The organism is Amaricoccus sp. B4, assembly GCF_043226085.1.
In the GTDB taxonomy this organism is placed as follows: Bacteria; Pseudomonadota; Alphaproteobacteria; order Rhodobacterales; family Rhodobacteraceae; genus Amaricoccus.
This window is the reverse complement of record NZ_CP171225.1, coordinates 289407-309716: the sequence shown is the minus strand read 5'-3', so window position 1 is coordinate 309716 and position 20310 is coordinate 289407. Positions and strand designations below refer to the sequence as shown.

22 protein-coding genes are annotated in these 20310 nt (G+C 63.6%); 8 read left to right on the top strand and 14 right to left on the bottom strand.

Annotated features, from left to right (window positions below):
- Nucleotides 1–55 precede the first annotated feature (55 nt).
- The 5 genes from ACF66B_RS01480 to ccrA all read right to left on the bottom strand — a co-directional run bounded on the left by ACF66B_RS01480 (nt 56) and on the right by ccrA (nt 4774).
- Nucleotides 56–1573: an AAA family ATPase gene (locus tag ACF66B_RS01480; protein WP_111428590.1), complete on the bottom strand. Its 1518-nt coding sequence runs from the start codon at nt 1571–1573 to the stop codon at nt 56–58.
- A gap of 89 nt (nt 1574–1662) precedes the next feature.
- Nucleotides 1663–2298, bottom strand: coding sequence for an acyl-homoserine-lactone synthase (locus ACF66B_RS01475; RefSeq protein ID WP_111428591.1), 636 nt, complete (start codon nt 2296–2298; stop codon nt 1663–1665).
- A 73-nt stretch (nt 2299–2371) separates the two neighbouring features.
- Nucleotides 2372–3073: a LuxR family transcriptional regulator gene (locus ACF66B_RS01470; protein WP_111428938.1), complete on the bottom strand. Its 702-nt coding sequence runs from the start codon at nt 3071–3073 to the stop codon at nt 2372–2374.
- Complete coding sequence (locus ACF66B_RS01465) at nt 3051–3263, bottom strand: hypothetical protein (RefSeq protein ID WP_162683157.1); 213 nt, start codon at nt 3261–3263, stop codon at nt 3051–3053. Before ACF66B_RS01465 ends, ACF66B_RS01470 begins: the two co-directional genes overlap by 23 nt.
- A 212-nt stretch (nt 3264–3475) precedes the next feature.
- Nucleotides 3476–4774, bottom strand: a complete 1299-nt coding sequence (gene ccrA / locus ACF66B_RS01460) for a crotonyl-CoA carboxylase/reductase (RefSeq protein ID WP_111428939.1) — start codon at nt 4772–4774, stop codon at nt 3476–3478.
- A 258-nt stretch (nt 4775–5032) separates the two neighbouring features.
- Here ccrA and ACF66B_RS01455 point away from each other — a divergent pair, with 258 nt between their 5' ends.
- Both ACF66B_RS01455 and ACF66B_RS01450 read left to right on the top strand, forming a co-directional pair.
- Entirely contained in the window at nt 5033–7000 is a 1968-nt protein-coding gene (locus ACF66B_RS01455; RefSeq protein WP_111428592.1) for a protein meaA, read from the top strand.
- 96 nt (nt 7001–7096) lie between these two features.
- Complete coding sequence (locus tag ACF66B_RS01450; RefSeq protein WP_111428593.1) at nt 7097–7585, top strand: N-acetyltransferase; 489 nt, start codon at nt 7097–7099, stop codon at nt 7583–7585.
- Between the two features lie 22 nt (nt 7586–7607).
- Here the strand turns inward: ACF66B_RS01450 and ACF66B_RS01445 are convergent, their stop codons facing one another.
- From ACF66B_RS01445 to ACF66B_RS01405, 9 genes are all read right to left on the bottom strand, one after another.
- Nucleotides 7608–8318: an NYN domain-containing protein gene (locus ACF66B_RS01445; protein WP_111428594.1), complete on the bottom strand. Its 711-nt coding sequence runs from the start codon at nt 8316–8318 to the stop codon at nt 7608–7610.
- A gap of 134 nt (nt 8319–8452) precedes the next feature.
- Nucleotides 8453–9232, bottom strand: a complete 780-nt coding sequence (locus ACF66B_RS01440; RefSeq protein ID WP_111428595.1) for a succinate dehydrogenase iron-sulfur subunit — start codon at nt 9230–9232, stop codon at nt 8453–8455.
- A 12-nt stretch (nt 9233–9244) separates the two neighbouring features.
- Nucleotides 9245–11053 (bottom strand): succinate dehydrogenase flavoprotein subunit, encoded by a 1809-nt coding sequence (gene sdhA / locus ACF66B_RS01435; RefSeq protein WP_111428596.1) that lies wholly within the window; start codon nt 11051–11053, stop codon nt 9245–9247.
- Nucleotides 11054–11065: 12 nt separating this feature from the next.
- On the bottom strand, nt 11066–11446 hold the full coding sequence (gene sdhD, locus ACF66B_RS01430; protein WP_111428940.1) for a succinate dehydrogenase, hydrophobic membrane anchor protein: 381 nt from the start codon (nt 11444–11446) through the stop codon (nt 11066–11068).
- Between the two features lie 22 nt (nt 11447–11468).
- Nucleotides 11469–11858, bottom strand: coding sequence for a succinate dehydrogenase, cytochrome b556 subunit (gene sdhC, locus ACF66B_RS01425; protein ID WP_111428597.1), 390 nt, complete (start codon nt 11856–11858; stop codon nt 11469–11471).
- Nucleotides 11859–12096: 238 nt separating this feature from the next.
- Nucleotides 12097–13131: a MaoC family dehydratase gene (locus ACF66B_RS01420; protein WP_111428598.1), complete on the bottom strand. Its 1035-nt coding sequence runs from the start codon at nt 13129–13131 to the stop codon at nt 12097–12099.
- 3 nt (nt 13132–13134) lie between these two features.
- Entirely contained in the window at nt 13135–13338 is a 204-nt protein-coding gene (locus tag ACF66B_RS01415; RefSeq protein WP_111428599.1) for a DUF1737 domain-containing protein, read from the bottom strand.
- Between the two features lie 4 nt (nt 13339–13342).
- Complete coding sequence (locus ACF66B_RS01410) at nt 13343–13906, bottom strand: NnrU family protein (RefSeq protein WP_111428600.1); 564 nt, start codon at nt 13904–13906, stop codon at nt 13343–13345.
- 32 nt (nt 13907–13938) lie between these two features.
- The gene (locus ACF66B_RS01405) at nt 13939–14826 is read right to left on the bottom strand and encodes a CoA ester lyase (RefSeq protein ID WP_111428601.1); all 888 of its coding nucleotides are present in this window, start codon (nt 14824–14826) and stop codon (nt 13939–13941) included.
- A gap of 293 nt (nt 14827–15119) precedes the next feature.
- On the opposite strand from ACF66B_RS01405, the gene ACF66B_RS01400 reads away from it, so the two are divergent.
- The 6 genes from ACF66B_RS01400 (at nt 15120) to sucD (ending at nt 20193) form a co-directional block, all read left to right on the top strand.
- Nucleotides 15120–15464 (top strand): hypothetical protein, encoded by a 345-nt coding sequence (locus ACF66B_RS01400; protein WP_111428941.1) that lies wholly within the window; start codon nt 15120–15122, stop codon nt 15462–15464.
- A 133-nt stretch (nt 15465–15597) separates the two neighbouring features.
- Nucleotides 15598–16560 carry a malate dehydrogenase gene (gene mdh / locus ACF66B_RS01395; protein ID WP_111428602.1) on the top strand — a complete coding sequence of 321 codons (963 nt, stop codon included), beginning with the start codon at nt 15598–15600 and terminating at the stop codon, nt 16558–16560.
- Nucleotides 16561–16797: 237 nt separating this feature from the next.
- Nucleotides 16798–16926, top strand: a complete 129-nt coding sequence (locus ACF66B_RS01390; protein ID WP_392663769.1) for a hypothetical protein — start codon at nt 16798–16800, stop codon at nt 16924–16926.
- Nucleotides 16927–17222: 296 nt separating this feature from the next.
- Nucleotides 17223–18416, top strand: coding sequence for an ADP-forming succinate--CoA ligase subunit beta (gene sucC, locus ACF66B_RS01385; protein ID WP_111428603.1), 1194 nt, complete (start codon nt 17223–17225; stop codon nt 18414–18416).
- A 237-nt stretch (nt 18417–18653) separates the two neighbouring features.
- On the top strand, nt 18654–19295 hold the full coding sequence (locus ACF66B_RS01380) for a hypothetical protein (RefSeq protein WP_162683158.1): 642 nt from the start codon (nt 18654–18656) through the stop codon (nt 19293–19295).
- Between the two features lie 13 nt (nt 19296–19308).
- Nucleotides 19309–20193 carry a succinate--CoA ligase subunit alpha gene (gene sucD, locus ACF66B_RS01375; protein ID WP_111428605.1) on the top strand — a complete coding sequence of 295 codons (885 nt, stop codon included), beginning with the start codon at nt 19309–19311 and terminating at the stop codon, nt 20191–20193.
- Nucleotides 20194–20310 lie beyond the last annotated feature (117 nt).

Below are 20310 nucleotides of genomic sequence, written 5' to 3'. Positions count from 1 at the left end.
AAACTCCCGAAGGTCAGATGGTCGCGCGCGCCGCGGCGCACAAGAGGGCGCTGGCTCACTCCACCGGGGTTTCGGCCATCAGGACCGGCGGCGGCGCGATCCGGCTCAGATCGTCGATCCCGAGCGGCTCGGCGGGGCGTGAAAGCGCGTAGCGCATGATCCAGAACAGCCGCTCCTCCGCGCGGGTAATCGCGACATAGGCAAGCCGCTTCCAGAGCGGGATCCCGGCCTCGACGCGCCCCGAACGGGCGGCGGCGAGAATGTCGGGGGCGAAGAGCTGCACCTCGGGCCACTGCGATCCCTGGGCCTTGTGGATCGTCACCGCCGCGCCATGCAGGAATACCGCCCCCATGCGCGCCGCGGTGGGGATGAAGGGCTCTTCCTCGCCCGGGCTCTCGATCTGGATGATGCTCGCGACCGCAAGCCGCGGGTCGTCGCTTCCCATGAGGAAGAGGCGGCTGAAACCCGGCTTCTTGCCCGGCCCGAGCCAGACCGCCTGCGCGCCCTTCACGAGACCGCGGGCCTCGAGATCCATCCGCCGCTTGCGGTGCTTGAGCGGAAGCTCGATCCCGTCGCAGATCAGCGGCTCGCCCGGCATCATCCCGTCCGGCGGCGCGCCGTGCGCAAGCCGGAAGGCGTGGATGAGACGCACGCGGGTGTCGTTGCGCCAGACAAGCACCGGGGCCCGCGCCATCGCGCCGGAATCGACACGCCGGGCCACCACCACCCGCTCGTCCCGCGCCGCCATCTCGTGCACGAGATCTTCAAAGCGGTCGAAATCCATGCCGTCGTCGGCCAGCGCATGGGCGAGGTCGATGATCGGGCTGTCCGCCGCCTGACGATGGACGCGGGCAAGCGGCAGCCGCGCCTCCTCCGGCAGGGTCTCGAAGACCATGCCGTCATTCGTGCCGACCGGTGCGAGCTGGGCCGGGTCGCCGAAGAGCACGAGTGTGGAGAAGAGTTCGCGCAGGTCCTCATACTGACGCTTGTCGAGCATCGAGGCCTCGTCGATCATGCCGATGTCGAGCGGCTCGTCACGCCGCTTCCAGCCGCGGATGAAATCCGAACCGCGCAGGCCGGCGCTCGCCAGCGCTCCGGGGACGGACGGGTGGACCTTGTAGAACGCCTCGGCGCGGTCGAGCGCCTCGTCGGTCAGGCTTTCGACTTTCGGCCGCTCGGCCTTGCCGGTCAGCCATTCGGCGATCGCCTCATACTCGGGGTCGTAGAGAGGGGTATAGAGGATGCGGTGGATCGTCGTTGCGGGCACACCGCGCGCCCGGAGCACGCTCGCCGCCTTGTTGGTCGGCGCAAGCACCGCCAGCGTCCGCCGCGACCGGCTGCGCCGGCTTTCATAATCGGCCGAGATCGTCTCCACGCCCGAGGCCACCAGCGTTTTCACCATTTGGGCGAGCAGCATGGTCTTGCCCGAGCCCGCCTTGCCGATCACCGCGAGCGTCGGCTGAGCGCCCCGCGTTTCGGAGGTGAGCTGCCTGCCTTCGAGATCTACCCCCGACGCCGCCAGCGTCGCAGAGATGCGCTTCCACGCCCGGAGCTGATCCGCCGAGAATTCCATATGTGCCGCCCGTCCTGCCTCCCCACCTCTCTAGCGGGAAGCCGGCGGGGCTGCCAGCCTTCGGCGTCAAGGCTCAGATCCTGCCGGTCTCAGGCGACGGCGGCGGACTGGCGAAATCGCGACGGGAAGCTCGCATCGAACCAGGACTGGATCATCGCTTCGGGAACACCCGAGCGGCGGCAGATCTCGTTGCGCGCCTCCTCTGTCACGTCCCAGATGCAGACGCTGATCCGCTCGTTGCCTTCGCCCTTCGTCCCGATCACTTCCGGCACATGGCCGAAGCGGCGGTAGAGGCCGAGCACGCGGGTATAGATCACCCCGACCGCCTGCTCGAGACCGAAGCGCAGGCCGAGTTCGAGCCCGGCGGCAAGAAGCGCACCGGCGACCGAGGATGACGCACCGGGCGCGAGGCAGAAGCGGGTGCATTCCCAGATGAACGGGCTCGTGATCCGCACACCATCCGTGAGATCGAGGAAATGCTCCGCCGTCATGGTGCGGCCGACCGTCGGCATCACCCGGAGCGAGCCGCCGTGACGGCCCGCCGCATCCTTCCAGATGATGTAGAGCGGGTTGAGATGATCGTATTCATCAAGTTCAAATCCATTCTCATCGACAGAAACGTCCCAGTCGAGGCGATCCTTGAACTGAAAGGCACGGTCTCTGTACATTGACGCGCCAAGTTCCGGATGGCGCTCAAGCTGGTCGCGATAGAGATAATGGATCATTTCTAGCTCCTGCGTTCTTCCGCAGCGCCATTAATGCCGATCCTGTCTTAATAAAGCCCGAGCGTGCGCTGCCTCAATATTTGGGCAACGTCCCCGTCGGAACGATGATTCCCTTGGCCAGCGCAAGCGCGACGGCATGGGTCACATTGGCGGCTCCGAGCTTGTGGCGCGCGGAATCGATGTAGGCGCGCAGCGTGTTCTCGGAGATGTTGAGCGAGTCAGCCACATTGGCGCGGCTGAGCCCGACACTGAGCTGGGCAAGCGCCTCACGCTCGCGGGGCGAAAGCTCGGCCGACGGAGGGTCGAGCTCGTTGTGCACGATCCGCATCACCTGCTGATGCACGAGATGCGAAACGAGGAGTGCGTTCTTGGCATTCTGCCGCGTGAACGCTTCCCATGTTTCGTCGTCGCATTTGTCGTTCAGCGAGAAGAGGGCGAACTCTCCGTTCGGACCCCAGATCGGCACAGCCCAACCCTGGTTGCCGACCCCTGCTTCAAGCGCCTCGCGCATGAACTTGCGCGCAGCGGGACTGGACCAGTCGCAGGCCTTCCAGTCCATCGGGTGAAACCGCCGCATCGCACCAAGCACGACGGGATCAATACTTCGGTAATCCCTTTCGATGTATCGACGGACCCATTCGAGAGAGTAGGTGAATGCCCCAACCTGCTCACCTTTCAGAGTTGCCGTATGATAGAAGACGTGGCTGACACCAAAATAATCGCGAAGCTCGTGAGTCCAGACCTGAAGCTCCTCAACGGACTTCGTGGTCTGCAAGCGCTCCAGCAAAGATTCCAGCGTTTCCTTTGACACCCTTCACCGATCCAGGCCCTGACGCCCGCACACCGATTTCGTGTGCAGCGACAAAGATCGCGTCATCCAGCTGCTCTGCGAGCACCATCATTCCGTTCTTTTCGGAAAACTGCCTGATATCTTTGAGAATATCAATCACCCAGTCCGCTTTCATGTCAGAACCTCAAGCTTTCCGTCAATTTCGCTATAATTGTTGATAACACAGCCGCAGGTTGAGCAAAATTCGCCATTTTTGCCCCCTCAAAAATGAGGGGGGATCACAGTTCCAAATTATTGAAATCGTAAGAATCCGGCTTCCCGAAAGAGAATCACCCCGCCGAAGGGGCGGGGTGATTCCGATTGATTCGCGCCGAAGGAAGGCCGGGATCAGCCCCGCGCCTTGCTCGCCTCGATTGTATCCGCGAAGGTGCGCAATCCGGTGTTGGGCGCGCTCACCAGAACAGCCATGTTGCCCGGCTTGTGCTGGTTGCGGAGCATCTTGATATGGGCATCGGGGATCTCCGCCCAGGGGAAGACTTCCGACATGCCGGGATCGATCCGGCGTTCGATGACGAGCTTGTTGGCCGCACTCGCCTGCTTGAGATGCGCGAAGTGGCTGCCCTGCAGCCGCTTCTGATGCATCCACATGTAGCGGACGTCGAAGGTGCAGTTGAAACCCGAAGTCCCGGCGCAGATCACGACCATGCCGCCCTTCTTCACGACGAGCGTCGAGACCGGGAAGGTTGCCTCACCCGGATGCTCGAAGACCATGTCGACGCTCACGCCCTTGCCGGTGATCTCCCAGATCGCCTTGCCGAACTTGCGCGCTTCCTTGAGCCACTCGTTGTATTCCGGCGTGTTGACCTTGGGGAGCTGGCCCCAGCACTTGAAGTCCTTGCGGTTGATGACGCCCTTCGCGCCGAGGCTGAGCACGAAGTCGCGCTTGTCCTCATCGGAGATGACGCCGATCGCATTCGCGCCCGCGGTGTTGGCGAGCTGGATCGCGAAGGAGCCGAGGCCGCCCGAGGCGCCCCAGACCAGCACGTTCTGGCCCGGCTTCAACTCGTGCGGGTGATGCCCGAAAAGCATCCGGTAAGCCGTCGCGAGCGTCAGCGTGTAGCAGGCACTTTCCTCCCAGGTCAGGTGCTGGGGGCGCGGCATCAGTTGCTGGGCCTGGACGCGGGTAAACTGCGCGAATGATCCATCCGGGGTCTCGTAGCCCCAGATCCGCTGGCTGGGCGAGAACATCGGGTCGCCGCCGTTGCACTCCTCGTCGTCGCCGTCGTCCTGGTTGCAGTGGATGACGACCTCGTCGCCCACCTTCCAGCGCTTGACCTTGTCACCGACCGCCCAGACGATGCCCGAAGCGTCGGACCCGGCAATGTGATAGGGCTGCTTGTGGCCGTCGAAGGGACTGATCGGAACTCCCAGCCCGGCCCAGACGCCATTATAGTTGACGCCCGCCGCCATCACGAAGACGAGCACCTCATGGCTGTCGAGCTTCCAGGTGTCGACGACCTCGACCTGGAACGACTTGTCCGGTTCGCCATGACGCTCGCGGCGAATGGCCCATGCGTACATCTTCTTGGGCACGTATCCCAGCGGTGGAATCTCACCGATTTCATACAGATCCTTCTGCGGCGCATCATATTCCGGTTGGGTGGTCGGGGCGTCCAGAGGGGCCATCATTTGCTTCCTTGTAACATGTGCGCTTTCCTCACCCGGGAACGCGCAACTTTATTGCCGAACTCGTCGTCAACGATCATTTACATTATGATTCTGGCCGTGCAACCGGTTTTCTCGCCGCAGGCGCTCAATCTCCGACGAAAGTTTTAGAAACCTCAGATATGGTGAACGTAATATTGTTGCGGGCATTTGCGCTGCAATGCGAAACCGCATATGCTCGCTCGGAACAAAGCGTTGATTCGAACGAGCGAGATCCCGATGAGCGAGACCACACGCGACAAACCCTGGCTCTTCCGCACCTATGCGGGGCATTCGACGGCCGAGAAGTCGAACGAGCTCTACAGGTCCAATCTCGCCAAGGGCCAGACCGGCCTCTCGGTCGCATTCGATCTGCCGACCCAGACCGGCTATGACAGCGACCATGTTCTCTCGCGTGGCGAGGTCGGCAAGGTCGGCGTTCCGGTGAGCCACATCGGCGACATGCGCGCCCTCTTCGACCAGATTCCGCTCGAGGCGATGAACACCTCGATGACGATCAACGCCACCGCAGGCTGGCTCCTCGCGCTCTATGTCGCTGTCGCCGAGGAACAAGGCGCCGACATCTCGAAGCTCCAGGGCACGGTGCAGAACGACATCATCAAGGAATACCTCTCGCGCGGTACATATGTGTTTCCGCCCGAACCCTCGTTGCGCCTGATCGGTGACATTGCCGAATACTGCTACCACAACGTTCCCAAGTGGAATCCGATGAATGTCTGCTCCTACCACCTGCAGGAAGCTGGCGCGACACCGGAGCAGGAGCTTGCCTTTGCGCTTGCGACCGCGACCGCTGTACTCGATCAGGTGAAGGCACGGGTAGATGCGGAAGACTTCCCGCGCATGGTCGCCCGCATCTCGTTCTTCGTCAATGCGGGCATCCGCTTCGTCACCGAGATGTGCAAGATGCGCGCCTTCGTCGAGCTTTGGGACGAGATCTGCCATATCCGCTACGGTGTCGAGGATCCAAAGCTCCGGCGGTTCCGCTATGGCGTTCAGGTGAACTCCCTCGGCCTCACCGAGCAGCAGCCGGAAAACAATGTCTACCGCATCCTGATCGAGATGCTGGCCGTGGTTCTTTCCAAGAAGGCTCGCGCCCGCGCCGTGCAGCTTCCGGCCTGGAACGAGGCCCTTGGCCTGCCCCGCCCCTGGGACCAGCAGTGGTCGCTCCGCATGCAGCAGATCATGGCCTACGAGACAGACCTGCTCGAATACGGTGATCTCTTCGATGGCAACCCGGCCATCGAGCGCAAGGTCGAGGCCCTGAAGGAGGGAGCGCGCGCCGAGCTTGCCGCCATCGACGAGATGGGCGGTGCCGTCGCGGCCATCGATCACATGAAATCCGCACTTGTTACCGCCAATACCGCACGCCTGTCGCGGATCGAGGCCGGCGAGACCACCGTCGTCGGGGTGAACCGCTTCGTCGAGGGCGAAGCCTCGCCGCTCACCGCAGGCGACGGTGGCATCATGGTGGTGGATCCGGCGGTGGAAGCCGACCAGATCGCCCGCCTCAAAACCTGGCGCGATTCGCGTGACGCGACGGCGGTCGAGAAGGCGATCGCAGATCTCAAGGCCGCCGCCTCGTCGGGCGAGAACATCATGGGACCCTCGATCGTCGCGGCCAAGGCCGGTGTCACCACAGGAGAATGGGGCACCGTGATGCGCGAGGTCTTCGGCGAATACCGCGCACCGACCGGCGTCGGGAAAGCTGCGAGCGCGGCCGCCGGCAACATCGCGGAGGTGCGCGAAGCCGTCGAGGCCGTCAGCGCCCGGCTCGGGCGCCGCCTCAAGTTCCTTGTCGGCAAGCCCGGTCTCGACGGTCATTCCAACGGTGCCGAGCAGATCGCGGTTCGCGCTCGCGACGCCGGGATGGAGGTCGTCTATGAGGGCATCCGCCTGACGCCGGCGCAGATCGTCAACGCAGCCCTCGAGGAATCCGTCCATGTGATCGGCCTCTCGATCCTTTCGGGCTCGCATATTCCTCTTGTCACCGAAGTGCTCGAGCGGATGCGCAAGGCCGGGATCGACGACATTCCGCTTGTCGTCGGTGGCATCATCCCCGAGTCCGACGCCGCCGAAATGCGCAAGGCCGGGGTCGCGCGCGTTTACACGCCGAAGGACTTCGACCTCAACAAGATCATGATGGACATCGTCGATCTTGCGGAAGGCGAAGGCCGCGAGGCCGCCTGACCACCTCTGCCCCGGAACGGCTTGTCGCACACCCTGTTCCGGGCCTGAGCATTCCTCTCGACAAGAAGACCCGCACCGGGGCAGCATTCCACAACCATGACCTTCACGATCCGCCCGGCCCGCCCCGGAGATGACGACGCCATCTGGCGCATTCTCGAACCGGTTTTCCGCGCCGGCGACACCTATTGCATCGCGCCAGACATTTCGCGCGAGGCGGCACTCGACTACTGGAGCGGCGGCAATCATCGCGCCTTCGTCGCCGAGGCGGATGGCGCCATCCTCGGCACCTTCTATCTCTGCGCCAACAAGGCCGGCGGCGGCAGCCACGTTGCCAATGCAGGCTTTGCCACCGCCCCTGAGGCGCGCGGCCGCGGGATCGCGCGCGCGATGTGCGAGCGCGCGCTTTCCGAGGCCCGCGCCATGGGTTTCCGCGCCATGCAGTTCAATTTCGTCGTTTCGACCAACACATGCGCCATCGCGCTCTGGGAGGATGCAGGCTTCGCGTCCATCGGCCGCCTGCCTGGCGCCTTCCTGCACCCGACCGAGGGCTACGTGGACGCGCTGGTCATGTATCGCCAGCTTTAAACGCCGCCCCTTGCGGACCGGATCAGGCAGCCGAAGCGATACAGCCTTTCCGCACCCGGCCCTTCGCCTTTGGCCCCTTCGGGTCCAGCGCGAAAAGTGCCTTTCGCAACTGAAGATAGCTGCGCCAGTTCCCTTCGGGAAGTGAGCTGGCCGCTGTGCCATGCTCCGTGTGCATCTTCGCACCGAGCAGACTGATCGGCATTCCCTGCGTGCCCGCGCCATACGCCTCGATGATTGCGACGACCCGCCGGTCGAGTGCAGAGGGAGACAACGGCGTTACCGTTGCACTCGGTTTTTCGGCAATTGCGGGCACATCAATGGGTTCGAACCTCGAACAGGCAGCCTGAAAGGTCCGCGAGGCATTTCCTCGCCCGATGCCGACGACGCTCCGGCCACTCTCACGCAGGCGGAGCGCAAGGGGTGTGAAATCCCCGTCCGACGTGGCAATCACGAAGGTGACTATCTCGGCGCTCCAGAGCAGTTCGACCGCATCCATGCTCAGCAACAGATCGGAGGCATTCTTGCATGTTCCAGAGTGGATCAGCCGAAAACCGGGAGTTGCCAGCCAGTCCACAGCGCGACTGGAGTTGACATAGACTCTCGCAAAATCCACCCGTCCCAAACGGCCTCCGCGTCGAAGGATCGGATCGGCACAGCTCGCACCGATATTGTCACCGTCCACAAGGATCGCCACACGCGGCGGCATACCCTCCTCGTCTCTCAAAATCGTCATGCGCAAGCATCTCGTTCTACCAATACTGAATAAAAATTGCGGAGAACGAGCGAAAATACAATTTCAATGCGCCATAAAGGTGAACGCCCGGCCCCGCATTTGCGGCACCGGGCGTCCACAAGCATTGGCCGCGATCAGAGCGTCCGCTCGACCATCATCTTCTTGATCTCGCCGATCGCCTTCGCCGGGTTGAGACCCTTCGGACAGGTGTTCGTGCAGTTCATGATCGTATGGCAACGGTAGAGCTTGAACGGATCTTCAAGTTCGTCCAGCCGCTCGCCGGTCGCCTCGTCGCGGGAGTCGATGATCCAGCGATAGGCATGCAGCAGCGCGGCCGGGCCCAGATACCGGTCACCATTCCACCAGTAGCTCGGGCAGGAGGTCGAGCAGGAGGCGCACATCACGCATTCATAGAGCCCATCGAGCTTGCGCCGGTCCTCGATCGACTGCCGCCACTCCTTCTCGGGCGTGTTGGTCTTCGTCTCGAGCCACGGCATGATCGAAGCATGCTGGGCATAGAAATGCGTGAGGTCCGGGATCAGATCCTTCACCACCGGCATATGCGGCAGCGGATAGATCTTCACATCGCCTTTCATCTCGTCGAGGCCGTAGATGCAGGCGAGCGTGTTGGTCCCGTTGATTGTCATCGCGCAGGAGCCGCAGATCCCCTCCCGGCAGGAGCGCCGGAAGGTGAGCGTCGGGTCGATCTCGTTCTTGATCTTGATGAGCGCGTCGAGAACCATCGGCCCGCAGGTGTCCATGTCGACGAAATAGGTGTCGATGCGGGGCGCGGAGTTCTCGACCCCGTCATAGCGGTAGATCTTGAACGTGCGGACGTTCTTCGCGCCTTCCGGCTTCGGCCAGGTCTTGCCCGTCACCATCCGGCTGTTCTTCGGAAGATTGAACTGAACCATGGAAAGACCTCCTCAGTACACGCGCGCCTTGGGCGCAATCTTCTTCAGATCGATGCCACCCTCGTCGTGGGTGGTCAGCGGATCGAGATGCACCGGACGGTAGGTGAGCGTGACGGAATTGTCGTCGCCCACAACGGCAAGCGTGTGATGCCGCCAGTTCTCGTCATCGCGGTTCGGATAGTCCTCACGAGCATGCGCCCCCCGGCTCTCGTGCCGCGCCTCCGCGCCGACGATCGTCGCGAGCGCATTGGGCATGAGGTTGGTGAGCTCGAGCGTCTCCATGAGATCCGAATTCCAGATCAGCGAGCGGTCGGTGACCTTGAGATCCTTCATCTCGCCGGCAACCTGGCTCATCAGCACGCAGCCTTCCTGCAACACCTCCTCGGTGCGGAAGACGGCTGCATTGTTCTGCATGGTCTTCTGCATCTTGAGGCGCAGCGCGGCGGTTGGCGTCTGGCCATCCGCATGGCGCAGCGCGTCGAACCGGTCCATCGCCTTCTCGACCGAGGTCTCGTTGAGCGGCGGGTTGGGTGCATCGGGATCGACCACCTCGCCCGCCTTGATCGCGGCGGCGCGTCCGAAGACCACGAGATCGATGAGCGAGTTTGACCCGAGCCGGTTGGCGCCATGCACGGAGGCACAGCCCGCCTCGCCCACGGCCATCAGGCCCGGGAAGATCGCGTCGGGGTTCTCTGCCGTCGGGTTCAGCACCTCGCCCCAGTAGTTGGTCGGGATGCCCCCCATGTTGTAATGCACCGTCGGCAGAACCGGGATCGGCTCCTTGGTGACATCGACGCCCGCGAAGATCTTCGCCGACTCCGAGATCCCCGGCAGACGCTCATGCAGCGCTTCGGGCGGCAGGTGGTTGAGATGTAGGAAGATGTGATCCTTCTCCGGCCCCACGCCCCTGCCTTCGCGGATCTCGATCGTCATGCAGCGCGACACAACATCACGCGACGCAAGATCCTTGTAGGTCGGCGCATAGCGCTCCATGAAGCGCTCGCCCTCGGCGTTGGTGAGATAGCCACCCTCGCCGCGCGCGCCTTCGGTGATGAGACAGCCCGAGCCGTAGATGCCGGTCGGGTGGAACTGCACGAACTCCATGTCCTGGAGAGGCAGGCCCTGGCGCGCCACCATGCCGCCACCGTCGCCGGTGCAGGTATGCGCCGAGGTGGCGGAGAAATAGGCCCGTCCGTATCCACCGGTCGCCAGCACGACCATCTTCGCGTTGAAGCGGTGCATCGTGCCGTCATCGAGCTTCCAGGCCACCACGCCCTGACAGGCGCCGTCCTCGCTCATGATGAGGTCAATGGCGAAATACTCGATGTAGAACATCGCGTTGTGCTTGAGGCTCTGACCATAGAGCGTGTGCAGGATCGCATGCCCTGTGCGGTCAGCCGCGGCGCAGGTGCGCTGCACGGGCGGGCCTTCACCGAATTCGGTGGTGTGACCGCCGAAGGGCCGCTGATAGATCTTGCCCTCTTCGGTGCGCGAGAACGGCACGCCGTAATGTTCTAGCTCGTAGACGGCAGCAGGCGCAGAACGCGCGAGATACTCCATCGCGTCGGTGTCGCCGAGCCAGTCGGAGCCCTTCACCGTGTCATACATGTGCCACTGCCAGTTGTCGGGGCCCATGTTGGACAGCGACGCGGCGATACCGCCCTGCGCGGCGACGGTGTGGCTGCGGGTCGGGAAGACCTTGGTGATGCAGGCGGTCTTCAGGCCCTGCTCCGCCATCCCGAGGGTTGCGCGCAGACCCGATCCGCCGGCGCCCACGACGACGACGTCGTAGGTGTGATCGATAAATTTATAAGCGGCCATCTTCCCCTCCGGTCAGGCAGTGAATGCGATCTTGGCGACGGCAAAGACACCGGCCAGGGCGAAGGCCCAGCTAAGGAGTACATTGGCAATAAGCGCCGCGGTGCGCGCGGGCTTGGAGCTCACGTAATCCTCGATAATGACCTGGAGGCCGAGCTGCAGATGCCGAAAGGCAACCAGGATGAACAGGATCGCGACGATTGCGTTGAACGGGTTGGAATAGGTGGCGACAACGGTCTGGTAGTCAGATCCGAGGCTCCGCGCGAACGGAAACACGAACAGAAGCACCAGCGGAAGCAATGCAACCGCCGTGATCCGCTGGGTCCAGAAATGATGCACCCCGTCCTTGGCCGAGCCAAGGCCCGCGACACGTTGCCGGTCGGTCCTGTACGACATGACGTCCTCTTTCATTCGAATCTCAAAGATATGCGACGATCCAGGTGATCAGCGTCATCGCGCCCGCAGCCGCGAGCATCGCGAGACCGGTCATGCGCACGACGGGCTTTTCATACCCGTTGCCGGTATCCCAGATGAGGTGCCGGACGCCGTTGAAGAAGTGATACCAGAGCATCCCAAGACAGCCGAGCATGATGAGCCCGCCGATCCAGGAGGTAACCAGATCATCCACGAACTGGAAATAGTCGGAGCCGCCAGCAACGCCCAGGAACCACCAGACCATCAGGATGCCGCCGACCGTCAGACCGGCGCCCGTGGCGCGGTGCAGGATCGAAAGAACGGCGTTGAAGGGCTGCTGGTAGCTGGTCAGAAACGGCGAAAGCGGTCGGTTGCCCCGGTTGACGTCTGCCATGTTTCGGTCCCTCTCTTCGCACCACGCTCACCTGGATCCTACCGGACAGCGCGACGGACAATCGGAGACCTGAACCAGAGCAGGGACCGAATGTGAACCGCTGCGGCGCCGAGCGGAGTTTCCCGCCAACCCGGTGAAGCTGTGGCGATGTTTCCACGAAAAAATATCGTAATGCAAGTGCGAACACGCCTGTGATCACACCTTGATGTCGTGTGATCACAGATGGCGGCCAGCGCGATCACATGGGGATGAAAACCCAGTAATCCAGATCGAGCAGCACATCGGGCCGATACTTGCCATCTGTGCCCTTGATCGAGAAATCGCCCGCACCGCCCTTCACGGCGAGCGTGCGCAGCCGCAGCGCACCGACCCCCGGCGCACCGGTCTCCGCCTTGTCCAGCACCTCGCTCCAGGCCCCGATCGTGTCGCCCGCAAAGCAGGGATTGGCGTGAGCGCCCGCGTTGATTCCCGCCACGATCTGGGCATTGGCCAGGCCGTTGAACGACAGAGCGCGCGCCATGGAGATCACATGACCGCCATAAATCAGTCGCCGTCCGTCCTCGCGCAACGTGGCATCGAAATGCACCTTGGAGGTGTTCTGCCAGAGGCGAGTGGCGATCATGTGCTCGGCCTCCTCGATGGTCACCCGATCCACATGGTCGATGCGCTCACCGACCTCGTAATCGCCCCAGCGATGGGGCTCGCCCGCCAGCGCGAAATCGTAGGTCGAGAAGTCTAGACCCTCGGGCACCACCAGATCAGCGGCCGCCACCGAAGGCGCGAGATCCGGCAGCACCGTCTCCGGCGCGGGCGCATCGAGGTTGCGCTTGCGCACCATCACCCAGCGGCAATAGCTCATCACGGGCTCGCCGCGCTGATTGGTGCCCGTGGTCCGCACGTAGACGACGCCGCTCTTCCCGTTCGAGTTCTGCTTGAGCCCGATCACCTCGCTCGTGGATGTCAGCGTGTCGCCCGGATAGACCGGCTTCAGGAAACGCCCCTCGGCATAGCCGAGATTGGCCACCGCATTGAGGCTTACATCCGGCACCGTCTTTCCGAAGACCACATGGAAGGCCGCGATGTCCTCGAGCGGGCTCGCCGGCAGCCCGCTTGCGCGGGCGAATTCATCGGAGGAATAGAGCGCGAAGCGCGTCGGATAGAGCGCAGTGTAGAGCGCCCGGTCGCCCTCGGTCACCGTCCGCGGCACCGCATGGGTGATCGTCTGGCCGAGGCTGTAGTCCTCGAAGAAGTTTCCGGCGAAAGTCTTTGACATGTCTTAGAGTTCTCCGAGAGACATTTCGGGGTCGTAGGTCGCGTCGACCTCCTTCACCACCGCCTGGCCACAGCGCATCACGCCGGCCGAAGCATCGAAGGCGTAGGTCGGCTGGCCATGCAGCGACCAGCCTTTCGAAAGCGCCTTCGTTACCTTGTGGCAAAAGGCGGAGGTGTCGACATCGGTGAGAAAACGGTAGGCCAGCATGGGGTTACCTCGGAAACGGCGGGTAGCCGAGCCAGGTGTGGATGGCCACGATCACGCCAAAGACGACGATGGTGATCACGGCCAGAATGATGTCCTTCTTCACCGGGCCGGGTGCCGGGCGCTCCCAGGGGCCATCCTGGGCATTGATCAGGACGATGGCACTGACGGCCCATACGAGCATCACGCCAAAGAGAAGCAATGAGGCAAGATCACCGTTCACCAGCAGATGCGCCACGGCCCAGGTGGCTGTGCCGAGCAGCATCGGGTTCCGGAACAGGCTGCCGATCCGGCCTTTCGAATGGCTCGCGCCGTAGAGCCCGACGGCTCCCAGCATCATCAGGTTGTTGAGATGCACGGTCCAGGCGGCGGGCGTGTAGACCGGAATGAAAGGCGCGCTGCGGAAACCCACTATGATGAGCAGAAGGCCAACGCCGATCCCGGCCGCGACGACGCCCCGAGCGCCCTTCGGACCGGCCTTCGCTTCCAGTCGGTCATGCAGCGCCGGGGCGATGCGTTTCATCAGATGAAAGCCGCACCAGAGTGCGAGCCCGACTACCAGCCAGAACATTGTCTTGCTCCCTATTTCAGGTCCGCGGGCGCTCAGGCAGCGGTTTCCGCCTCGAGGGCGGCGATCGCCTCCGCCCGCGCCAGCAGCCGCCGCGCGGTCACCACATGCAGGTTCTCAACGATCTTGCCATTCACAACCGCGACACCCTCGCCGCGGGCCTCCGCCGCCTCGAAGGCCGAAACCTGCTCCTTGGCAAGCGCGACATCGTCGGCGGATGGGGCGAAGACCTCATTGGTAATCGCGAGCTGGGCAGGATGGATGAGCGTCTTGCCATCAAAGCCCATGTCGCGGCCCTGAACACAGGACGCCCGCAGACCGTCCTCGTCCTTGAAGGCGTTGTAGACGCCGTCGACGCAGACGAGACCTTCGGCCCGGGCCGCGAGCAGACACCAGCCGAGGCTCGCGACAAGCGGTGTGCGCTCGGGCGTGTGCGCGGCGCCGAGATCCTTGACGAGATCGTTGGTGCCCATCACGAAGCCTTCCAGCCGGGGATGCGCCGCAGCGATTTCTGCCGCCTTGAGGACACCCCGAGGGGTTTCCATCATCGCCCAGATCCGCGTCCGCTCCGGCGCACCATGCTCGGCAAGCAGTTCCGCAACACGCTGGATGTCGGCGGCGCTCTCCACCTTCGGCAGCAGTACCGCATCGGGTCCGGCCTTGGAGGCGCGCGCGAGGTCGGCCAGCCCCCATTCGGTCTCAAGCCCGTTCACCCGCACGATCAGCTTGCGGCTTCCGTAGCCACCCTTCTCCACCGCCGCACCGACCAGTTCGCGCGCATTCGGCTTCTCCGCCGGAGCCACCGCATCCTCGAGATCGAGGATCAGCGCATCCGCCGCGAGCGTCTTGGCCTTCTCGAGAGCCCGTTCCTTGGACCCCGGCATGTAGAGGACCGACCGATAGGGATGCGCGCTTTGCTCCATGACCCACTCCTGTTGCACTGCAGCGGTCTGAATATCCGAGCAGGCCGGAATTTCAAGAGCCCCGGGACAGATTGTTGCGCGATTCGCAGGCATGGCGCGCGCATCGTTAAGGTTTTGTTGGCCGAATCCGCACAGATTTTTCCTCGCGAGCCGGCACTCGCTCCAGCCGAGCGACTGCCGGATCCGCAAGACGGGCGAGCCGCACGCCCCGAACCTCCGGAGATGACCCCACAAAGGTGCGCGGGACGGATGGACGAATCCGGTGGGCCCGCACCGGCATGAAGGAACTGGACATGACCCTTGCGCCCCTCCTCGCCCGCATCGCCGTCTCGCTTTCCCTTTTCATGGCGACGCCGCCTGCCCAGGCGGAAGGCACCGCCGCGCCTGAGATCGCGCCGCAAACGGCCTGCGGCGAGCGCGGCACGGTCGTTGCGCGCCTCGCGGAGCGCTATGGCGAGAGCCTGAAGAGTCTCGGCCTCCAGCAGAACAACGTCGTGCTCGAGATCTATGCCTCCGATTCGACCGGCACCTGGTCGATCCTCGTTTCCCACGCCGACGGCACCGCCTGCCTCGTGGCCTCCGGACAGATGTGGGAACAGGAAGTCGCCCCGCTCGGCGCCCCCGGCGACGACGCCTGACGCGCGAGCGGGCGTGCCGTAGATCGCCTCTTGCGGCGGTGCAGCACCGTTTTCGGCCATTGCGTCTTGCTAAAGTGATCGCGAGGGGCTAGCCACTTGCGCGTTTCATACGCAGAAGGGGAGACTGGCCCAAATGGCAAGACCGAAGATCGCTCTGATCGGTGCCGGACAGATCGGGGGCACGCTCGCCCACCTGGCCGCACTCAAGGAACTTGGTGACGTTGTCCTGTTCGACATCGCCGAGGGCACGCCCCAGGGCAAGGCACTCGACATTGCCGAGAGCAGCCCCGTCGACAAGTTCGACGCCGTTCTCAAGGGCACGAATTCCTATGAGGACATCGCAGGCGCCGACGTCTGCATCGTTACCGCCGGTGTCCCCCGCAAGCCCGGCATGAGCCGCGACGACCTCCTCGGGATCAACCTCAAGGTCATGCGCTCCGTCGGCGAAGGCATCGCCGCCAATGCTCCGAACGCCTTCGTGATCTGCATCACCAACCCGCTCGATGCCATGGTCTGGGCACTGCGCGAGTTCTCTGGCCTGCCCCACGAGAAGGTCTGCGGCATGGCCGGCGTCCTCGACAGCGCCCGCTTCCGCCACTTCCTCGCAGAGGAATTCTCGGTGTCCGTGAAAGACGTCACCGCCTTCGTGCTCGGCGGTCATGGCGACACGATGGTGCCGCTCACCCGCTACTCCACGGTTGCCGGCATTCCGCTCCCGGACCTCGTGGAAATGGGCTGGACCACCCAGGAAAAGCTCGACGCGATCGTGCAGCGCACCCGTGACGGCGGCGCCGAGATCGTCGGCCTCCTGAAGACCGGTTCGGCCTTCTATGCGCCGGCAGCCTCCGCCATCGAGATGGCCGAAGCCTATCTCAAGGACCAGAAGCGCGTCCTGCCCTGCGCGGCGCATCTCTCCGGCCAGTATGGCCTCAAGGACATCTACGTAGGCGTCCCGACCGTTATCGGCGCCGGCGGCATCGAGAAGGTCGTCGAGATCTCGCTCGACAAGGCCGAGAAGGCAATGTTCGACAAATCGGTCGACTCGGTTCAGGGCCTCATCGCGGCCTGCAAGGGCATCGAGTCCAGCCTCGCCTGATCCGAAACCCTCGGGTCTCATGTTTCGCGCCGGCCCCTTCGGGCCGGCGTTTTCTTGTGCGCATCGCAACAGGAAACCTGATTGCGCCAGTGCTGGCGCGAGGCAACCGCCAGGGGCGAGGTCGAGAGAGATTTCCGGCCGCGAGCGGAGCGGCTCCGTGGATTTGCGCAATGCACTCGCCCGCATCGGAAACCCGCTTCTCGTCTCAGTGCACATGCCCAACACCGGCGGACCAGCATGGCGACCTGCCTTCGCGCGAAGGACGAGGTCGGTCTTCTCGAGGAGTGCCGCAGCAGCCGGTCGATCATCTCGGCGCAGCACAAGTATTGCGACTTCCAACGCCGCCTGATCCCGTCCGGCAGGTAGCCAGACCACCGTCCTCTATCCCTTGCGCAGCCAAAGCCCTCGTGCGCCATCACTTCACCGAGGACTACGCGCTGATCGGGCACTTACGGCAAGGCGCACAGGGCACGAACCCGATTCGTTCCAATCACGGCGAAATTGTGATCACGGAAAAAAATCGTGTGATCACATAAGCCGGAATTTGGCCCGAAATTACCGCTCTCACCCTAATATCATTGCAAGACCTGCCGCTTCGACCTAATCAGACCCGCAGGCCGGTCTCGGTGAGTGCCGGCGGAAAAACGTAGGGACGGCGGCACATGAACATTCACGAATACCAGGCCAAGCAGCTCCTCAAGGAATACGGAGCGCCCGTATCCGACGGCAGGGCGATCACCAAGGCCGATGAAGCCAAGACCGCAGCGGGTGAACTCGATGGACCGATCTGGGTCGTCAAGGCACAGATCCACGCCGGCGGCCGCGGCAAGGGCAAGTTCAAGGAAGCCAGCGCCGGCGAGAAGGGTGGCGTCCGCATCACCAAATCCGCCGAAGAGGCCGCCGAGGAAGCCCAGAAGATGCTCGGCCGCACCCTCGTGACCCACCAGACCGGCCCGGCCGGCAAGCAGGTCAACCGCATCTACATCGAGCACGGCTCCGACATCTCCCGCGAGCTCTACCTCGCGCTGCTCGTCGACCGCGGCTCCAGCCGGATCTCCTTCGTCTGCTCCACCGAGGGCGGCATGGACATCGAGGAAGTTGCTGCCTCGACCCCGGAAAAGATCCTCTCCTTCACCATCGACCCGGCCACCGGCATTTCCGGTTTCCACGGCCGCCGCGTCGCTTTCTCCCTCGGGCTCGAAGGCAAGCAGGTGAAGCAGTGCGTCGATCTCATCAACAAGCTCTACAAGCTCTTCGTCGAGAAGGACTGCGAGATGCTTGAGATCAACCCGCTGATCGTCACCACCGACGGCGATCTCAAGTGCCTCGACTGCAAGATGGGCTTCGACTCGAACGCCCTCTACCGCCAGAAGGACATCCTTTCGCTCCGCGACGAGACCGAGGAAGACCCGAAGGAACTCGCCGCCTCCAAGTATGACCTGAACTACATCGCGCTCGACGGCGAGATCGGCTGCATGGTCAACGGCGCGGGCCTCGCGATGGCCACGATGGACATCATCAAGCTCAAGGGCTCGGAACCGGCGAACTTCCTCGACGTCGGCGGCGGCGCCACCACCGAGAAGGTCACCGAAGCCTTCAAGATCATCACCTCCGACCCCAACGTGAAGGGGATCCTCGTGAACATCTTCGGCGGCATCATGCGCTGCGACGTGATCGCGGAAGGCGTGATCGCGGCGGTGAAGGAAGTCGGCCTCCAGGTTCCTCTCGTCGTCCGCCTCGAAGGCACCAACGTGGAACTCGGCAAGAAGATCATCAACGACAGCGGTCTCAACGTGATCGCGGCGGACGATCTCTCTGACGCAGCCGAGAAGATCGTCAAGGCGGTCAAGGGTTGAAGAGCCCGGAGCGCGCCAATCGTCAGCAGACGGCAGGAGATCATGCCTGAACCCAGTGAGCACATCGGAGGCCCCACCGCCCCGGGGAAGCATAAAGCGGCTTCTCCCCGGCGGAAGGGCCGCGGTCCCAGTGCCGCTCCTGATGCGATTCACTTCCTGCACGTCGGCAAGACCGCCGGTACGCAGATCGCTGCAGCGATCGAACAGATCAATGCGGCGATGGGATCGGAGTTCATCGTGAAGCACCCGCATGCGGTTAGGCTCACGCAGCTTGGCCCCAAGCCACGCTACTTTTTCTCCACCCGCGACCCAGCGGCACGCTTCCGCTCCGGCTTCTACTCACGCAAGCGCAAGGGCCGCCCGCGCAACGATGTCGACTGGACACCCCACGAGGCGCTCGCCTTCGCGCGCTTTGAACATGCCAACGATCTGGCCGAGGCTCTGTTCGAGGAAGGTCCGCGCGGCAATGATGCCGTGGCGGCCATCCGCTCGATCAGCCACACCTCGCGCAATCTCGTTGACTGGTTCGAGCGCCGCGGCCAGCTCTTCGAGGTCTGCCCCCCGCTCTGGATCGTCCGTCAGGAGCAGTTCGAGAGCGATCTCGCGATCCTGCTTGCGCGGATCGGATTCGACGACACCTCAAGGCTTGTGCACGACGAGGACGCGGCACACCGGAACGACTATGCCGGAACGCCGCCGCTCTCGGAGAAGGCGATGGCAAACCTGCAGGCTTGGTATGTGCAGGACTACGCTTTCCTGCGCCTTTGCGAGGCCTGGATGGCGGCAAACGGAGCCGGAAGCCCCATGACCGAAAGATCAGGCGCCGCGCGGCATCATCCGCGCGCGCCACACGAAGCAATTTTGGACATATCGAAGTAACAGGACCGGAACCATGGCTGTACTCGTAGACGAAAACACCAAGGTCATCTGCCAGGGCTTCACCGGCTCGCAGGGCACCTTCCACTCCGAACAGGCGATCGCCTACGGCACCAAGATGGTCGGCGGCGTGACGCCCGGCAAGGGCGGCAGCCAGCATCTGGGTCTGCCAGTCTTCAACAGCGTCCATGAAGCCGTCGCCAAGACCGGCGCCAACGCCTCCGTGATCTACGTCCCGCCGCCCTTCGCAGCCGACTCGATCCTCGAAGCCATCGACGCCGAGATCCCGCTCGTCATCTGCATCACCGAGGGCATTCCGGTGCTCGACATGATGAAGGTGAAGCGCGCGCTGATCGACAGCTCGACCCGCCTCATCGGCCCGAACTGCCCCGGCGTCATCACGCCGGACGCCTGCAAGATCGGCATCATGCCCGGCCACATCCACAAGCGCGGCTCGGTGGGCGTTGTCTCCCGCTCCGGAACGCTTACCTATGAAGCCGTGAAGCAGACCTCCGACAGCGGCCTCGGCCAGTCCACGGCAGTGGGTATCGGCGGCGACCCGATCAAGGGCACCGAGCACATCGACGTGCTCGAGATGTTCCTTGCCGATCCCGAAACCGAGTCCATCATCATGATCGGCGAGATCGGCGGCTCGGCGGAAGAGGATGCCGCGCAGTTTCTCGCCGACGAGAAGAAGAAGGGCCGCTGGAAACCGACCGCGGGCTTCATCGCCGGCCGCACGGCGCCTCCGGGCCGCCGCATGGGCCACGCGGGCGCGATCGTCGCCGGTGGCAAGGGCGGTGCCGAGGACAAGATTGAAGCCATGAAATCGGCTGGTATTGTGGTCGCCGACAGCCCCGCCGGGCTGGGTGATGCCGTCCTGAAGGCCCTTGGCCGCTAAGGAAAGGTAACGCAGCGCCCGCGCGGGGAGGTCTCGAGGCCGCCGCGCGGGCGATCACGCCAGACCCCGGCGCACGGGGCCGAGATATTCAGGGAGCGGGTTTAGCCCCGTCTTGTG

Coding starts and splice junctions, on each gene's coding strand:
- ACF66B_RS01420 (WP_111428598.1), bottom strand. CDS start 13,131: ATGTCAAAGACTTTCGCCGGAAACTTCTTCGAGGACTACAGCCTCGGC.
- sdhA (WP_111428596.1), bottom strand. CDS start 11,053: ATGGCCGCTTATAAATTTATCGATCACACCTACGACGTCGTCGTCGTG.
- ACF66B_RS01450 (WP_111428593.1), top strand. CDS start 7,097: ATGACCTTCACGATCCGCCCGGCCCGCCCCGGAGATGACGACGCCATC.
- ACF66B_RS01445 (WP_111428594.1), bottom strand. CDS start 8,318: ATGACGATTTTGAGAGACGAGGAGGGTATGCCGCCGCGTGTGGCGATC.
- mdh (WP_111428602.1), top strand. CDS start 15,598: ATGGCAAGACCGAAGATCGCTCTGATCGGTGCCGGACAGATCGGGGGC.
- ACF66B_RS01455 (WP_111428592.1), top strand. CDS start 5,033: ATGAGCGAGACCACACGCGACAAACCCTGGCTCTTCCGCACCTATGCG.
- ACF66B_RS01405 (WP_111428601.1), bottom strand. CDS start 14,826: ATGGAGCAAAGCGCGCATCCCTATCGGTCGGTCCTCTACATGCCGGGG.
- ACF66B_RS01480 (WP_111428590.1), bottom strand. CDS start 1,573: ATGGAATTCTCGGCGGATCAGCTCCGGGCGTGGAAGCGCATCTCTGCG.
- sdhC (WP_111428597.1), bottom strand. CDS start 11,858: ATGGCAGACGTCAACCGGGGCAACCGACCGCTTTCGCCGTTTCTGACC.
- sdhD (WP_111428940.1), bottom strand. CDS start 11,446: ATGTCGTACAGGACCGACCGGCAACGTGTCGCGGGCCTTGGCTCGGCC.
- ACF66B_RS01400 (WP_111428941.1), top strand. CDS start 15,120: ATGACCCTTGCGCCCCTCCTCGCCCGCATCGCCGTCTCGCTTTCCCTT.
- ACF66B_RS01390 (WP_392663769.1), top strand. CDS start 16,798: ATGGCGACCTGCCTTCGCGCGAAGGACGAGGTCGGTCTTCTCGAGGAG.
- sucC (WP_111428603.1), top strand. CDS start 17,223: ATGAACATTCACGAATACCAGGCCAAGCAGCTCCTCAAGGAATACGGA.
- ACF66B_RS01415 (WP_111428599.1), bottom strand. CDS start 13,338: ATGCTGGCCTACCGTTTTCTCACCGATGTCGACACCTCCGCCTTTTGC.
- ACF66B_RS01465 (WP_162683157.1), bottom strand. CDS start 3,263: ATGAAAGCGGACTGGGTGATTGATATTCTCAAAGATATCAGGCAGTTT.
- sucD (WP_111428605.1), top strand. CDS start 19,309: ATGGCTGTACTCGTAGACGAAAACACCAAGGTCATCTGCCAGGGCTTC.
- ACF66B_RS01475 (WP_111428591.1), bottom strand. CDS start 2,298: ATGATCCATTATCTCTATCGCGACCAGCTTGAGCGCCATCCGGAACTT.
- ACF66B_RS01410 (WP_111428600.1), bottom strand. CDS start 13,906: ATGTTCTGGCTGGTAGTCGGGCTCGCACTCTGGTGCGGCTTTCATCTG.
- ACF66B_RS01440 (WP_111428595.1), bottom strand. CDS start 9,232: ATGGTTCAGTTCAATCTTCCGAAGAACAGCCGGATGGTGACGGGCAAG.
- ccrA (WP_111428939.1), bottom strand. CDS start 4,774: ATGGCCCCTCTGGACGCCCCGACCACCCAACCGGAATATGATGCGCCG.